We start from the raw sequence: 15,894 nt of genomic DNA, 5'->3' as shown, positions 1-15,894 counted from the left end.
GCAAATAGCTTAAATAAATCAAAATTAACGATAATGTCTCTAAATACTTTGAGCATTATCACCATGAAAAGGAAGCGTTTATGAACATTTATTACGACAAAGATTGTGATTTATCCGTTATTCAAGGCAAGAAAGTCGCCATTATCGGCTATGGCTCTCAAGGCCATGCGCATGCATTGAACTTAAAAGATTCTGGCGTTGATGTCACGGTAGGACTGCGTAGCGGTTCAGGCTCTTGGAAAAAAGCTGAAAATGCAGGTTTAAAAGTTGCTGAAGTTGCCGATGCTGTAAAAGCTGCTGATGTTATTATGATCTTGACCCCAGATGAGTTCCAAAAACAGCTCTATCTCGAGGTCATCGAGCCAAATATTAAAGAAGGTGCAACGCTAGCCTTCGCACACGGATTTGCCATTCACTATAACCAAGTCGTGCCACGCAGTGATCTAGATGTCATTATGGTTGCACCAAAAGCACCAGGTCACACTGTTCGCTCTGAATTTACCAAAGGTGGCGGTATCCCTGACTTAATCGCCGTCTATCAGGACGCCTCAGGTCAAGCCAAGCAAGTGGCATTATCGTATGCTGCAGGCGTGGGCGGCGGTCGTTCAGGTATCATTGAGACAACCTTTAAAGATGAGACTGAGACCGATCTCTTTGGTGAGCAAGCCGTATTATGCGGCGGCGCCGTTGAGCTGGTAAAAATGGGCTTTGAGACCCTTACCGAAGCTGGCTATGCCCCAGAGATGGCTTACTTTGAATGTCTGCATGAGCTTAAACTTATCGTCGACCTCATGTATGAAGGCGGTATCGCTGATATGAACTACTCTATCAGTAACAATGCTGAGTATGGTGAGTACGTGACTGGTTCTGAGGTCATCAATGAGCAATCTCGTGAAGCCATGCGTAATGCGCTAAAACGTATCCAATCTGGTGAATATGCCAAGATGTTCATCAATGAAGGCTCTACCAACTATCCTTCTATGACGGCGCGTCGCCGCAACAACGCTGATCACGAGATCGAAAAAACTGGTGCTAAACTTCGCGCCATGATGCCTTGGATCGGTGGCAACAAAATCATCGATAAAGAAAAGAACTAAATGGCTCAAAGCACCTCAATGTGATAATAGACTTAAGTGTCTTAGTCAGCTTGAGCGTAATTAGTCTTTAGACAAAAGCCTTATGATGATTGTCATAAGGCTTTTTTATTTGGCTGTAGAGTAGCGGGTGGTTAATTATTCTGATGCAGAGCTTGAAAATACGTCTTAACCCCCAACATATTAACTTTAATAATTCTTGTCTATCTAGAAAAGCCAATCAGAAAAAGCTGATGATTCAGTAAAAAAGGCTAAAAACTTCGTATAGACACTTTGACGTTATCATTCATTAAAAGACAGGTGATATTCTGTGGTATCTTTTGCCCTTACTTCTTATGCCGACTGGTTAAAACCAGAGCTTATCTACATTGCCCTTAGTGTCATGGTGGCTATCTTGATTTGGTGTGAGGGGCAAATGCTAAAAAAATCAGATGGCAAGCTTCCTAAATCGAAGTTTTTCCAGTTCAGCTCCTTTTTTGATACCTTTTGGTTTTTTATCTCTTTAGTCGCTCTATACTTTTTAGATTTTTCGCCCTTGGCATTATCAGTGCCTGCCGCTTATGGTATCTATACGGTATTTGGTTGGGTCTATGGCACCAGACTGCTCAAGCGCCAAGGTCTACCAGACTCGCCTAAAGAGCTGGTCATTCCTGTTAAATACATAGCGTATAGTCAGTCATTTGCCTTGATATTCTTTGGCCTGTGTTTGTTCGTCCTATTCAGGAGTATATTCCCAACATTGAATTTAACTGCGTAACGATGATCTATTGATAAGAAAAAAGCAAAGAGTCGTCATTATTGATTCAAATTGTAAATTTACAAAAGAATAGAAATAAATGCATGACAATCGCATTAAAACTGTTATACTTCGATTTAGAAATCTGGCAAAGTTTTATCCCTCGGAATATTGAGGATATGTTTTCCAGATTCTTTAAACCCCAAAATTAGTATTTGTAGGATAAGTTATGTCAGAACGTGTTCAAGGCACTGTTAAGTGGTTCAACGAAGCAAAAGGTTTCGGTTTCATCGCTCAAGACGATGGTGGTCAAGACGTATTTGCCCATTACAGCGCCATTCAAGGTAGCGGCTTCAAAACTTTAGCCGAAGGCCAAAAAGTTACTTTTGTTCTAGGTCAAGGTCAAAAAGGACCACAAGCCGAGCAAATTGAATCAGCAGAGTAATTATTTAGCCAACACTTTGCTAATAAAGTAGACTCCTCCCTGTAGTGGAGATTGAGTTTCAAGATTAGCCAAAGGTCTTACTAAATAATATGCACGCTGTATAATTATAATAAGATATAAAAAGCAACCTAACATTAGGTTGCTTTTTTACTTTTAGCGCTATTATTTTTGTAGCGACGCAACTTTAGAGTTAATTACCTTTCGAGATAGGATATATTAGTGCGATGTGACTGCTAAGCATTATGACCTGCTCAAAGGTTTTGACTATAATTTGTGGGTTAGTTAGAGTGCATTACTGCTAGCTGAGATAAATTACAAATGGAAGCGTAGTAGGAGAACAAGATGGATTGGAGTGCATGGTTAAGCATTGATTGGCAACAAGTAGTGGGAATATTAGTCTCCGCATTGGGGATATACATCGGACTATTGTTATACACACGATTGATGGGCCTTAGAAGTTTTGCGAAGCTATCGAGCCATGACTTTGCAATGACAGTTGGTGTGGGTAGTATTCTGGCATCAACAGTGTTGTCAAAGTCGCCTTCATTACTTCAAGGTTTAGTGGCTATTGCCGCACTGTTTATTTTACAAGCCAGTATTTCTTTTTTACGGCGCACCGTAAAGCCGTTCAAGGCACTGGTTGATAATAGAGCGATTATCTTGATGGCGAATGGTGACTACTTTTGGGACAATTTAAAAGAGGCCAATTTAACTAAAAGTGATGTCCAAGAGGTCCTGCGTAAAAATGGCCTAAAATCTAAGTCAGAAGTATTCGCTGTCATCATGGAGACAACCGGTGATATGAGTGTGATCAAGACCAATGATGTGACCCCTGATATGTCATTATTCGATGACATTCGCGATAGTCAGTTACTCATTAAAGACAATAACTTTAAACACTGACACAGAGAATGGCTAAGAATATTGTTATCTTAGAAGACAACTGAAATAATAATTTTATTGGTGCCAAGGATTGCTATTTTGCCAAAAAATTTGGGATTATTAACGAAAATATTAGGCGTTAAAGGCTGCTGAGAATTCGATTGTGGCTCTCGCAGCAACTATTTTTAGATTGAATCCACTATAAGTAGATAGGCCTAGTGATTACACAATAAAAACCCCATATACAAAGGGGGTTAAAGTGATTTGTTATTGTTTCAAGATACGATTTTTAGTTAGCTAAAACTATGACGCATTGTTCACGGCGGTGTCTTGACCTAACCTGATTGCTCACGCAAGATATATGGGTTTTAATATCTGGCCTGTTAATAAGTAATAACCTACCTGACATTCATATTCAGGATTGCTGTATTTTTGACTGACCGTAGCTTTCTATTAAGTCATGTCAATTTTTATTCTATCCATAACACAAAGTAAACGAGGAACGTATGAAAGCATTAGTCGCGGTAAAGCGTGTGATTGATTATAACGTAAAAGTTCGTGTAAAAGCTGACAACTCTGGCGTTGATCTTAGCAACACTAAGATGTCTATCAATCCATTTTGTGAGATTGCAGTAGAAGAAGCGGTACGTCTAAAAGAAGCTGGTGTCATCGATGAGATTATCGTAGCTTCTATTGGCCCAAAAGAAGCTCAAGAGCAGATTCGTGCCGCTCTAGCTTTGGGCGCTGACCGTGGCGTTCTCGTTCAAACTGACGAAAAACCATATCCTTTGCAAGTTGCTAAGATTCTAAAAGGTATTGCAGAGCAAGAAGGTACGGATATTATCCTTCTTGGTAAACAAGCGATTGATGACGACAATAACCAAACTGGCCAGATGCTTGCTGCATTGATGGGTGTCGGTCAAGGTACTTTTGCTTCTGAGGTCAATGTCGAAGGTGATAAGGTTAATGTTAAGCGTGAGATTGATGGTGGTCTACAAACTGTCGCCTTGAGCTTACCTGCGGTCATCACCACTGATTTACGTCTTAACGAACCGCGCTACGCTAAATTGCCAAATATCATGAAAGCGAAGAAGAAACCGTTGGATGAAAAAACGCCAGCTGATTTTGGTGTTGAGATGGGTTCTAAGCAACAAATCCTTAAGGTCGAGCCACCTGCTGAACGTGCCGCTGGCGTAAAAGTAGCTTCTGTCGATGAGCTGATTGATAAGCTTAGAAATGAAGCAAAAGTTATCTCATAAGGCATTAAGAATGCCCGATAACGATTGAGCTTTTCTTTGATAGTAAATGGTTTAAATTACTTTTTATGGCGCTTTAAGTTCTACTTATTCTAAGTAAGCTAATAGGTTTACTGATATGTATAATTTGCTTTAAAGCTGCCGTAACGACAAAATTTTAAGGATTATAATAATGGCAATTTTAGTATACGCAGAACATGACAATGCTAGTCTTAAAAAGGCGACTCTTAGCACGGTAGCAGCCGCACAAGCTATGGGTGACGATATCCACGTATTAGTAGCTGGATCAGGCTGCCAAGCTGTCGCTGATGAAGCTGCTAAAGTAGCTGGCGTCAGTAAAGTACTGTTAGAAGATGATGCGGCTTATGAGTATCAATTGGCCGAAAATGTCGCACTATTGGTAAAAGACTTGGCGGCTGATTACAGCCATATCGTTGCTCCAGCGACCACCAATGGTAAAAACTTCATGCCGCGCGTTGCTGCTCTATTGGACGTAAGCATGATCTCTGAAGCTTCAAAAGTCATTGATGCTAAGACTTTTGAGCGCCCAATCTACGCGGGTAATGCGACAGCGACTGTACAGACTAGTGAAGACAAAGTGCTGGTTACTGTCCGTACGACAGCCTTTGATGCCGTAGCTGCTGAAGGCGGATCAGCCAGCGTTGAGACTCTTAGCAACGTCCATGACGCCGGTAAATCAAGCTTCGTTAGCGAAGAGCTTGCTTCCTCTGATCGCCCAGAGCTAACATCAGCTGAAATCGTAGTCTCAGGTGGTCGCGCCCTAGCCAATGGTGAGAACTTCACTAAGTACATCGAGCCACTAGCTGACAAGCTAAGTGCTGCCGTTGGTGCGTCACGTGCTGCTGTTGATGCAGGCTATGTACCTAACGATATGCAGGTCGGTCAAACAGGTAAAATTGTAGCACCGCAGCTGTACATCGCTGCTGGTATCTCAGGTGCTATTCAGCATTTAGCAGGTATGAAAGACTCTAAAGTCATTGTCGCGATTAACAATGACCCTGAAGCCCCTATTGCTAGTGTTGCAGACTATTTCTTAGAAGGCGATCTATTCGACGTCCTGCCTGAGTTGACCAGTAAGCTTTAATCTTAGACTGTTGTTTTTAGTGTTTTTTTGACCAGTTGTCATTAGATAGAGGGTCTTAAAAGGCGATAATTAGTTTAAGAGGATTAATATCCTATCAAAGCCTCCAACCCTATAGGGTTGGAGGCTTTTTTATGGTTAACTGACTATTTTTTGGCAGCCCTATATTTTAATGGCATTGAATTTTAGCTGGCCTTTGTAGTGCCATGTCACTGTCTGATCCATGCTCTAGAGTCCCAGTAATTAGAACAACACAGTATCTCGCAGCAAAATAACTCAAAATAGTATGGCTGCGTTAAAGCGCTTATGTGACTTACTTTAGGTCTTTTTAAAGTCAAGAATACTGGTCATGAATCACGAGGGTTAGAGATAGCTTGCTAACATAGTAAATAAGTATCAGTTATTTTTATCGTTTAGTTGTTGTAGGATTACATAATAAAAGGGCGATGAGGAACAACGCGAACATTATTTCCTCATCGCCTTTTTGGTTTTTCATAGGCTGCAATTGAGTCGATTTTTTAGCTCTTTTGATTAATGCTATTGAGCATAGTTTCTCTGGCGCAGCGTCTCATACAAGCAAAGCGAACCGGCTATAGCGACATTCAAGCTCTCTTGGCCATTGGGCTGCGGTAGGGCAACTGGAGTAGCAGATTGCATAATTGTATCGCAGACGCCTTGACCTTCGTGGCCCATTACCCAAGCAACAGGTCGATTCAGGTTTTGCTGATAGATAATGTTGTCCGTATGCGAGCTGGTCGCTAGCACTGGGACTTTAAGATAGGCAAGCACCTCATCTGCGGCTACGCCCTCATAAATAGTAAGACCGAACTGTGCACCCATGCCAGCACGCATCGTCTTCGGTGACCAAGCTTGAGCAGTCCCTGTCGTACAAATAATGGTCTTTATACCAACTGCCGCTGCCGTACGCAATAAAGTACCGACGTTGCCATTATCTTGTACATCATTCAAGATTAAGCAATCGGTAGTGATGGGCGATTTAAGTGAGTAGATATCCATCTCGGGGATATTGATAATCGCCATAATATCTAGCCCTGTCCCTAAGGTCTTAATAGAGTCATAAAGGCTGTCACTAAGTACCATAAGGCGATTGTCGATTTTATGATCACTGATAAGAACTAATAACGACTGAACGCCCGGGTGGGTTAATGCTGAGTAAGAAACTAGGATTTGTACAGGGACAATATCATTTTGAATCATGGACTCTAAAAGATGAACCCCTTCTAGGACCGTCTGCGCTGCCTTTTTACGCTGGCGTGATTGACTAATGAGGCCCTTAGCCAGTTTAACCGTAGGGTTTTTATCTGAGGTAATCACTGGGTTATTCGCGAATTTGTCTGCTGGAATGAAGGTCATAAGGCGTTATCCGTGATGGTGGTTATTCTATGGGTTCCACTATAGTGAGTTACTCAACTATAGCAACTGTTATAGTCTAGTTTAAAATAACAAGACCATGCTGCCGCTGCTGCATGGTCTTGTTAGGGTCTCAGCTATGAGACGTCGCCTAGCTAAGCTGAGCAAGTCATACCAATTGCTCGTTAATATAGCGTTTTTAATAAGATTAGTGATAAGTATCGTTAGGCAGGGTTGTGCTGCTTGTGTAAGTCGCGGACCCGATTAACCTCATTCTCGCACCCTAAGACAACAGGAACGCGCTGATGAATATTGGTCGGCTCAATACTCATAATTCGGTTGATTGCATCAGTAGAAGCGCCGCCTGCCTGCTCAATCAAAAAGCTCATAGGGTTGGCTTCGTACATTAGGCGTAGCTTGCCAGCCTTCTTAGCGTCTTTGGTATCGTAAGGGTACATAAAGATACCGCCGCGACAAAGAATGCGGTGAACGTCGCCGACCATTGCTGCCACCCAGCGGGTGTTGAAGTTGCGACCACGTTCGCCATCCTTACCCGCGACCAGCTCGTCAATATATTGCTGCATCGGAGCTAGCCAATAGCGATGATTGGAGCTATTGATCGCATATTCACTAGTGTCTTTGTCAATTTGAATATTGTCTTTGATGAGGACATAGTCGCCACTATCAGGGTCAAGACTGAACATGACTACGCCATGACCTAAGGTCAGGGCTAATATCGTCGAGGCACCATACAATAGGTAGCCTGCGGCCAGCTGCTGATCGCCATTTTGCAAGAAGTCATCATCGACCGCGCTTTGGCCTTGGTTGTTATACGGTAGTATGGAAAAGATGGTCCCTACCGCCATATTGATATCGATATTGGAAGAGCCATCAAGTGGGTCAAATAACACCAGTAGGCTGCCATCAGCACTAGCAGCAGTTGAATTATCCAACTCTTCACTAGCCACACCTGCACAGTTAGGGTTACTGCTGAGGGCCTCAAGTAGTAAGTCATTGGCAATGACATCAAGCTTCTTTTGCGACTCGCCTTGGATATTCTCGTTGCCAGCTTCACCTAAGATACCGGCTAATGCGCCGCGCCGCAGCAATGCCGAGATGTTTTTCCCCACGTCTGCTATGGTCAAGATGACATTGCTAACAGCAGTAGCATTATCGGTGTGAGTAGCATTGTTAAGGTAAGTGGATAAGGTGGTCATGATTGACTCCGTAAGATATAGGTAATGAGCGTTTGGGCGGTTGATGACTGCGAGTAAGCGTCGTTATTATTAGCGTATAATTCTATTAGCTTAGGTTCTCGTTATATTTTGTACAAGAAGCAGTGGATGTTTAAACAAGAAACAATATTTTTGCTTTTTGCGACATTTAAAATCGGCTACACTATGGATACCTTAAAATACGCATGCAATAATCATCAGGATTGAATAACGATTGATGTACGGGCTTGAATAGACAGCGCTAAAGGTGTCATTTAGCTGGCACTCGCAGGCTGAACCAATGCAGCACGACTATAGCAAAAATGTACTGACATGTCCTATATCGAGTGCTAAAAATAGCTTAATTTCGCGAGTCTTGCTGATTATCTTGTCGATTGCTTTACTGATTTAGTAGCTAAAATAATTACTGGATCAATCAAGGGTTGTTTTTGTCAGTGTTTGGTTAAGCGTGAAGTCGACCAGCAAGACAGCTGCAATCTGGGCAAGTGCATAAGCGATTAACTTAATATTAACGGTTATCCCTCCATCCATACTCTTAAAAAAAGAAGGCTGACTATGCCAACCTCGCTAAGCGACTCTTGTCGCCCCTATGACTCTGACTCCATTCATCAGCGACTTAACTCTTCACTCAGCCGGCCACAGCTTAATAAAGACGGTCACTTACGTCACTTTTTGGGCGTAGAAGGGCTTAATAAATCTCAGCTACAGACTATTATTGCTAAAGCCGAGACCTTCTTTGATGAGCAAGGCCAGCTGATCAATAGCCCTGAGCTTGAAGGCTGTACGGTGATGAATCTGTTTTTTGAGCCGTCAACGCGAACGCGAACCACCTTTGAAGTCGCCGAAAAGCGCTTAGGCGCTAATGTGCTCAACATCGATATCGCTCGCTCTAGCACTAAAAAGGGAGAGAGCCTTCGCGATACCCTATGGAACCTTCAGGCGATGACTGCCGATATCTTTGTCGTGCGACACTCAGCATCAGGGGCGGCGCACTTCATGGCGACGGAAGTGACCCCAGATATTGCTATTATTAATGGCGGTGATGGCTGGCACGCCCATCCGACCCAAGGTATGCTCGACATGCTGACCATTCACAGAGAAGCACCGAGACCTTTTGAGGAGTTGTCTGTAGCCATTATCGGCGATATCAAGCACTCTCGCGTCGCTCGCTCTGATATTAGCGCTCTACAAACCTTAGGAGTGACGGATATTCGTGTTATCGCCCCACGAACCTTGTTACCAAAAGGTATTGAGCGCTATGGCGTGACAGTATTTGAAGATATCAATGAAGGGGTCAAAGACTGCGATGTGATTATGGGACTAAGAATACAAAACGAACGCATCGGCTCACCACTACTGGCCACCTCTAGTGAATACTATAAGCATTACGGTATCACTCCTGAGCGCGTGGCTTTAGCGAAACCGGATGCTTTAGTCATGCACCCAGGACCGATGAACCGCGGCGTTGAAATTGCTTCGAGCGTCGCTGATGGCGCGCAGTCAGTCATTCTTAAACAGGTCAATAATGGTATTGCCATTCGTATGGCAGTACTGTCGCTTGCGATGCAAGGTCAACGTGAGTATCAGCTGGCTAGACGCCAAACCCAGACTCAGAATAATCCGCAAACGGGAGTTTAACCGATGCCAGAACAGAAGTCACAATTGAGCAACCATGGCGAAGCTATACTCAGTGCTGGGCCTGATAATAGTCTTAACATTAAGCCTAGCAACACGGTTAACTTACTTCCCGATGCTTTTAATACCGAGGCCATTCGTGAACGCTTTAGTGGCGCGCAGACAGTGCCTGTGGACCAGATCTCTGAAGCAGAAGTAGAGTCCATGTATTGGCTTATTCCGCCACTATTTGATTTATGCGCTCGTCTGCGTGAGCCTGGCAGTCAGCAGCACGGCACACTAAAATCTGAGGGCAGGGCGGCTTTGAAAAACGGCTTTTTACATGTGGTCGTGCCTCCAGATACCGATCCGGTATTAGAGAATGGCTCTTTATTAAAGGGACTGCGTGAGCGTGCTTGTCAAGATGGTGGTATCCACCTACATGTACTGGGTGCCTTAACAGCCGGATTAGCGGGTGAGCGCCCAGCCAATGTAGCTGGATTGCAGCGAGGGGGCTGTATCGCAGTCTCTAATGCAGGTAAGCCCTTTACCAATGATATGGTGATGCTACGCACGTTAGAGTACACCGCGACCTTTGGACTTAAAGTCTTTTTTTATCCCAATGAGCCAAGCCTAGCTGCAGGCGGCGTTGCTCACGAGGGTTATATTGCCTCGTACCATGGTCTGCAAGGTATCCCGTGGATTGCCGAAACAGTGGCACTATCTAAGCAGCTCTTGATGGTAGAGGAGACAGGTATCGCCGCACACTTTAGCCAACTGTCATGTAAGTCCTCAGTAGACTTGATGCGCTGGGCTAAGGGTAAGGGTCTACCAGTGACTTGTGATGTCGCTATGCATCAGTTGCACTTAACCGATGACAATATCGAAGGCTTTAACGCACTGGCCTATGTCCTCCCACCACTACGCAGTAATACTGATCAGCAAGCCCTACGTGATGGGCTAAAAGATGGGACAATTGACGCCATTTGTAGCCATCATGAGCCCCTGAATTTAACCGCTAAAAAAGCTCCCTTTGCAGAGACTACCCCAGGTATCTCAAACTTCGATACCTTTATGGCATTAGCTTGTGACTTAGTCAGAGATGGGGTATTGACTCCGCAGACACTGGTCGAAAAAATATGCTTAAACCCTGCTAAGATAGCAGGCGTGAATGCAGATTATGAGCGCATTGGCGGGGCAGTTGTGGTCGATCCTGACAAGGCATGGCAAGTTACCCCTGAAGCCATGTACTCACAAGGTAAGAATACGCCATTTATCGGACAAACGCTGAAAGGACGGGTGGTGGAGACAGTATTTGACTGATTTACTATCCAAGCACGCCAAAAAAATAGCCAGTCATGGTGGTCACGCCGAGGCGGCTACCATGTCAGCATCACCACACTCTGCCAGTGGCTCTATCAAGACAGTCGCTATCTATGAGGTGGTTAAAGGGATAGGGGCGTTACTTGCTGCTATTGCTCTATGGCTCTGGCACAGTGACCTCAAGACTTGGCTTCATAGCGCAGTACAACTATGGCAGCATTATTTTGACCGCTTCCTTATTGTTCAAGTCGATAATATGGTGGAAGTGGCACTAAAGGCTAGTGAGCACTGGCATATCTTTTTAGGACTGGTAATTGGCTATGCCAGTCTTCGCTTTATCGAGGCATATGGGTTATGGACCGACAAGACATGGGCTTATTGGTTTAGCGTCCTTGGCTATGGTATCTTTATCCCTGTAGAGCTGTATTACTTAATAGTGCGCCCTCTTGATGGCTTTAAAATAGCCATCTTTTTGCTTAATGTGGTTATTGTTATTGTGGTCTATCGTAATATGAAGCGAAAAGGTCTGATATAGTTGGCATTGGTGTGATGGGTCCGTTATATAGTTGTTTATTCTATAGATGTCTATAAAGAAAACGTCAGCTAAAAGAGGCATTAAGCGATCGCTTAGTGCCTCTTTTTTGATGAGTGCTTAAATTAAATACCTGAGTAGGTGATTAGTTGCTAAGAGTTTTATGACCACTTGGGTGAATGCTTTGGGCGACCTTGCCAATAGTAAGGCCTTGAACCAAGATAGAGAAAATGACGATCGCATAAGTCAGTGCGAGCAGGACGTCACGCTCATCGCCGCTTGGCAGCTGCAGTACCAAGGCGACGGAGATACCGCCGCGAAGCCCGCCCCAAGTCAGGACCTTCCACGCTCCTTTGGGCAGCTCGAGTTGTTGATTAAAGGTCTTGGTGGTAAGTCCAACTACGATAAAGCGTGCTGCTAAAGCAATAACAATGGCCAAAATCGCGGCAATAAATAAGTTCACTGAGTAGGCGATAATCACCACTTCAAGGCCAATTAATACAAATAAAATAGCGTTTAGAATCTCATCGATCAGCTCCCAGAATAGATCAACATAATGACGTGTCTGGTCACTCATGGCATAGGCTCGACCACGATTGCCTAACATCAGTCCCATCATTACCATGGCTAGTGGGCCTGATAGATGCCAATGGCTAGCCAGTGCGTAACCGCCCAATACTCCCGCTAGGGTCAGCAGTACCTCTTCTTGATAGCTATCGATGCTTTTGAGCAGGTAATATAAGATAGTACCTAAGACAAGACCGAAGAGAATACCGCCACCGGCTTCTACTGCCAGACTGTGACCAATAAACCCTGCAGATGGAATCTCACCACTGGCCAAGATGCCAAGTAAGATGACGAAGATAACAACGCCGATACCATCATTAAATAGTGACTCACCAGCAATGACGGTCTCTAGGCTCTTGGGCGCTCCAGCAGAGGCTAGAATGCCCATCACCGCGATAGGGTCAGTAGGCGAGATTAAGGCACCAAATAATAGACACCAGATAAATGATAAGTCGAACCCCAACCATGGTAATAGCAGATAAATGGCTGAGGCTATCAAAAAGGCAGACACAAGCGTACCTAAACAGGCCAAGATACCAATCGGCAGCTTATAGCGTCTTAGATCACCGATATTGACATGTAAAGCACCGGCAAAGAGCAGCATGGACAACATGCCATCTAACAATACTTCGGTAAAGTCGAGCTGATCTAGTAGACCGACTTCATAATCTACCAACTGATCAAAGCCTAATAAGCCCAAAAATATAGCAAGTATCGAAACTGCTAGGGATATAACCATGACACCGATAGTCGTTGGCAAGCCAATAAAGCGGTGATTAATGTAGGCGAGAAGCGCTGTAATGGTCAAAAATATGGCACCGACTTCAAGCACGGTTAGGCTAGCAGCATGTTGCATGTCTAAGGTCTCATAGTAATTAGGCAGTAAGAGTCAAGCGTGTTATTTAATGTCTTTCAGGGTTGTCTGCTTCAGTAATAATATTGCCAAGCTCTGAGCTGATTAACCGTGGCTTATCTCTTTTACGTTGGTGGATTTCTTCCTGCTGGTCATCGTCAGGGATCAGGATTTCGCGGTCATGGTTGTCCTTAACGCTATCTGCATTACGCTCAAAAGCTTCTACGTTATCCATACGCTCGCGTTTTAGCTCAAGAGGGTCTTGAGCAGTACTATCACTATCGTCAGCTCTATAGTCCGACTTTTTGCGTGGCTCACTATGGGCAAAGATGGTCGCTAAAGGCAGATCAAGCTCGCTTTTGGCATAGTTTTCGGTATGGATAAAGCGCCCAATTAGCAAGCTAAGCCAAGGCTGTATTGTATTTTCATCTATTTCCTCTAGCTCATCCTTGATAGGCAGCGGATAGGGTAGTGTCTTGTAAAAGTCCCATAAGGACATTTGATTGAGATCTCTTTTGAGCACATAGTCATCATCTTCAGTGGTGGTGATGAGATCGCTATCTTGAAGGTAATTTAGGTAGGTATACCACTTGGGAAGCTCTTTACGACCCAATACATCACGCAGTTCTTGCTCACTGACGCCTTCGCCTTGTTGATGATGGCTATAGACTAGATTAAGCATGTCTAGCAGGCTAAGCAGCGGATGACGAGGATAAACTTCCTTGGTCTCAAAGATGGTCAAAGTATAGCTTATCTCAACCCCAAGTAAGATGAGGTTCCATGACAGATAAATCCACAGTAAAAAAATCGGTAGCGCCGCAAATGCCCCATAGATGGCCTCGTAACTGGTAAAGTTGGTCATCACTACGCCAAAGGTTTGCTTTAGCAATTCAAAGACTACAGCGATGATAACCCCAGCGATGGCCGCGTTTTTGACAGGGACGCGCGCTTTAGGGATAAACCAGTACATACCGATAAAGCCGGCCATGGTCACGCCAATAGAGACTATCTGAACCCAAAAAGACCAGTCGATACCGTAGCCTGCGACTTGACGGTTTAAGAGACTGATACTTTGCACGGCACTAGAAGCAATAAATGCTGTACCAAGTACTAAAGGCCCTAAGGTGACAATCGTCCAATAACGCACAATGCTTTTGAAGCCACCGGAGCGGTCTTCAACACGCCAAATCTGGTTAAAGGCCTTCTCAACCGTGGTCAAGGTCATGATGGTGGTAATAAATAGCACCATGATACCGATGGCAGTGAGGTTGGTAGATTTTTCGGCAAAGTCATTGATATATTGACTGACTTGCACACTCGATTGCGGCAACAGATTGCTATAAATGACGTCATAAATCTGGGCGCGAACCGAGGCTAGTGCTGGTACTGATGATAGAATCATCAATAGCACTGTCAAAATGGGGACGATAGACAGCATCGTGGTATAGGTCAATGAAGCCGCTTTTTGCTGACAGTCATCTTCAAAGAAGTGACGCATTAAAAAGCGAATAAACTGAAACCAGCGATGGTTATAAAAAGGCAATTTTTTTAGTAGTTTAGTCATGGCTCTAAAGATTAAGTCGATAAAAAGTCATCGTAGTGTAGCAAAATTCACTTGAAGGTACTCACTCAATCAACACACTCGTGCAATTATTGTCATTGAAATTAAGTGATGAACCTTTGCAAGGTTGCTTATGGCTCGGCATAATAGCGATGGACCACATAACTTTTAAATTATAAGTCATCTTACTCTTAGTAATCGTATTAAAAGGAAACTTTATGAGCTCCTCTTCTTATATTTTAGTGCTCTATTACTCTGCTCATGGCACCACCAAAGAGATGGCTTACGCTATCGCTCAAGGTATCGAAGATGCGGGTATGACAGCGCGAATTCGTACGGTTCCGACAGTGGCAGCTGAGACTACGACAGTGAAACCTGCTATCCCTGAAGAGGGTGACTTATACTGTACGATGGACGATCTTAAAGACTGCTCAGGACTGGCACTTGGTAGCCCCACCCACTTTGGCAATATGGCCGCGCCTATGAAGTTCTTTTGGGATAATACGGTGACACTTTGGCTAGCAGGAAACTTACAAAACAAACCCGCCAGCGTCTTTACGGCCACCGGCTCTATGCACGGTGGGCAGGAGACGACTTTACTCACAATGATGCTACCGTTAATTCATCACGGTATGATGATTCTCGGTATTCCCTATTCAGAACCCGCATTGAACCGCACCAATCGTGGTGGTACACCGTATGGCGCATCCCATGTCAGTGGGGCGGCTCATGACCAACCAGTGACTGCTGATGAGCGTACCCTAGCCGTAGCTCAAGGTCAGAGATTAGCCATAGCAGCGCGCGCTATGGCGACAGCCAACTGGAAATAACATTTAGGAAACTATTGTCATGCAAGATGCTAGCAACTCGTCTGCCAAGGCTCAGGCCAGAGTAGACAGCAAGCCACAAAAGCCTATACTGCCAATATTACAGCGATTAAGGATGGTGTGGGTAAGTTGGTTTATTTATCGGCTGCTGGCACTACCGATATTGATATCCTTACTCAGTCCGCAGAACCCAGATATGCTCGGCGGTATAGCTTGGCAAGCTTTATGGCTTATTCCGGCCTTGCTGATGACTCCTGCTATCTGGCGTGGCCGCTCCCCGTATGTGCTACTGATTAGCAGTATGTTTACTTTGGTGTATTTAGGGGCTAGTGGGGTGGTGTTATTTGCCCGTGCTTACGCCGTAGAGTGGTCTGTACTTTGGGTTTACATCGTGGATGTGCTGCTATTGTTTCTTATTAACGGTTGGTTATTTATATTATTAAAACGGCTGCCATCAATGAATAAATCGTTAGGCTCCTAACCGAATAATCTGTGT

Annotated in this window: 15 protein-coding genes; 11 read left to right on the top strand and 4 right to left on the bottom strand. The window is 44.2% G+C overall.

Annotation, left to right across the window (positions count from 1 at the left end; translation table 11 throughout):
* Nucleotides 1–80 precede the first annotated feature (80 nt).
* The 6 genes from ilvC (at nt 81) to EGV92_RS04875 (ending at nt 5,518) form a co-directional block, all read left to right on the top strand.
* Entirely contained in the window at nt 81–1,097 is a 1,017-nt protein-coding gene (ilvC, locus tag EGV92_RS04900; protein ID WP_131668143.1) for a ketol-acid reductoisomerase, read from the top strand.
* 307 nt (nt 1,098–1,404) lie between these two features.
* Nucleotides 1,405–1,851, top strand: a complete 447-nt coding sequence (locus tag EGV92_RS04895; protein WP_341352800.1) for a hypothetical protein — start codon at nt 1,405–1,407, stop codon at nt 1,849–1,851.
* A gap of 208 nt (nt 1,852–2,059) precedes the next feature.
* A complete protein-coding gene (locus tag EGV92_RS04890; protein ID WP_007394029.1) occupies nt 2,060–2,275 on the top strand; it encodes a cold-shock protein in 216 nt (71 codons plus the stop codon).
* 342 nt (nt 2,276–2,617) lie between these two features.
* Nucleotides 2,618–3,178 (top strand): DUF421 domain-containing protein, encoded by a 561-nt coding sequence (locus EGV92_RS04885; RefSeq protein WP_131668142.1) that lies wholly within the window; start codon nt 2,618–2,620, stop codon nt 3,176–3,178.
* Nucleotides 3,179–3,663: 485 nt separating this feature from the next.
* Nucleotides 3,664–4,416 carry an electron transfer flavoprotein subunit beta/FixA family protein gene (locus EGV92_RS04880; RefSeq protein WP_131668141.1) on the top strand — a complete coding sequence of 251 codons (753 nt, stop codon included), beginning with the start codon at nt 3,664–3,666 and terminating at the stop codon, nt 4,414–4,416.
* A gap of 169 nt (nt 4,417–4,585) precedes the next feature.
* Nucleotides 4,586–5,518, top strand: a complete 933-nt coding sequence (locus tag EGV92_RS04875) for an electron transfer flavoprotein subunit alpha/FixB family protein (RefSeq protein ID WP_131668140.1) — start codon at nt 4,586–4,588, stop codon at nt 5,516–5,518.
* A 534-nt stretch (nt 5,519–6,052) separates the two neighbouring features.
* Here EGV92_RS04875 and EGV92_RS04870 read toward each other — a convergent pair.
* Both EGV92_RS04870 and EGV92_RS04865 read right to left on the bottom strand, forming a co-directional pair.
* The gene (locus EGV92_RS04870) at nt 6,053–6,889 is read right to left on the bottom strand and encodes a TrmH family RNA methyltransferase (protein ID WP_131668139.1); all 837 of its coding nucleotides are present in this window, start codon (nt 6,887–6,889) and stop codon (nt 6,053–6,055) included.
* Nucleotides 6,890–7,110: 221 nt separating this feature from the next.
* Complete coding sequence (locus EGV92_RS04865) at nt 7,111–8,103, bottom strand: class 1 fructose-bisphosphatase (RefSeq protein ID WP_131668138.1); 993 nt, start codon at nt 8,101–8,103, stop codon at nt 7,111–7,113.
* Nucleotides 8,104–8,676: 573 nt separating this feature from the next.
* On the opposite strand from EGV92_RS04865, the gene EGV92_RS04860 reads away from it, so the two are divergent.
* The 3 genes from EGV92_RS04860 to EGV92_RS04850 all read left to right on the top strand — a co-directional run bounded on the left by EGV92_RS04860 (nt 8,677) and on the right by EGV92_RS04850 (nt 11,593).
* A complete protein-coding gene (locus tag EGV92_RS04860) occupies nt 8,677–9,759 on the top strand; it encodes an aspartate carbamoyltransferase catalytic subunit (RefSeq protein WP_131668137.1) in 1,083 nt (360 codons plus the stop codon).
* A gap of 201 nt (nt 9,760–9,960) precedes the next feature.
* Nucleotides 9,961–11,058 carry a dihydroorotase gene (locus tag EGV92_RS04855; RefSeq protein ID WP_131668751.1) on the top strand — a complete coding sequence of 366 codons (1,098 nt, stop codon included), beginning with the start codon at nt 9,961–9,963 and terminating at the stop codon, nt 11,056–11,058.
* Entirely contained in the window at nt 11,051–11,593 is a 543-nt protein-coding gene (locus EGV92_RS04850; RefSeq protein ID WP_242678626.1) for a DUF2127 domain-containing protein, read from the top strand. The genes EGV92_RS04855 and EGV92_RS04850 overlap by 8 nt, the downstream gene beginning before the upstream one ends.
* A gap of 142 nt (nt 11,594–11,735) precedes the next feature.
* On the opposite strand, the gene EGV92_RS04845 is transcribed toward EGV92_RS04850, so the two are convergent.
* Nucleotides 11,736–13,013 carry a cation:proton antiporter gene (locus EGV92_RS04845; protein ID WP_131668136.1) on the bottom strand — a complete coding sequence of 426 codons (1,278 nt, stop codon included), beginning with the start codon at nt 13,011–13,013 and terminating at the stop codon, nt 11,736–11,738.
* A gap of 46 nt (nt 13,014–13,059) precedes the next feature.
* Nucleotides 13,060–14,574 (bottom strand): YihY/virulence factor BrkB family protein, encoded by a 1,515-nt coding sequence (locus tag EGV92_RS04840; protein ID WP_131668135.1) that lies wholly within the window; start codon nt 14,572–14,574, stop codon nt 13,060–13,062.
* Nucleotides 14,575–14,789: 215 nt separating this feature from the next.
* Between EGV92_RS04840 and wrbA the strand changes: the two genes are divergently transcribed.
* Both wrbA and EGV92_RS04830 read left to right on the top strand, forming a co-directional pair.
* Nucleotides 14,790–15,401 (top strand): NAD(P)H:quinone oxidoreductase, encoded by a 612-nt coding sequence (wrbA, locus tag EGV92_RS04835; protein WP_131668134.1) that lies wholly within the window; start codon nt 14,790–14,792, stop codon nt 15,399–15,401.
* 19 nt (nt 15,402–15,420) lie between these two features.
* Nucleotides 15,421–15,879: a hypothetical protein gene (locus EGV92_RS04830; protein WP_131668133.1), complete on the top strand. Its 459-nt coding sequence runs from the start codon at nt 15,421–15,423 to the stop codon at nt 15,877–15,879.
* The last annotated feature ends 15 nt before the right edge of the window (nt 15,880–15,894 follow it).

This window comes from Psychrobacter pygoscelis (genome assembly GCF_004335015.1).
GTDB lineage: Bacteria > Pseudomonadota > Gammaproteobacteria > Pseudomonadales > Moraxellaceae > Psychrobacter > Psychrobacter pygoscelis.
This window is presented reverse-complemented; position numbering and strand designations above follow the sequence as displayed.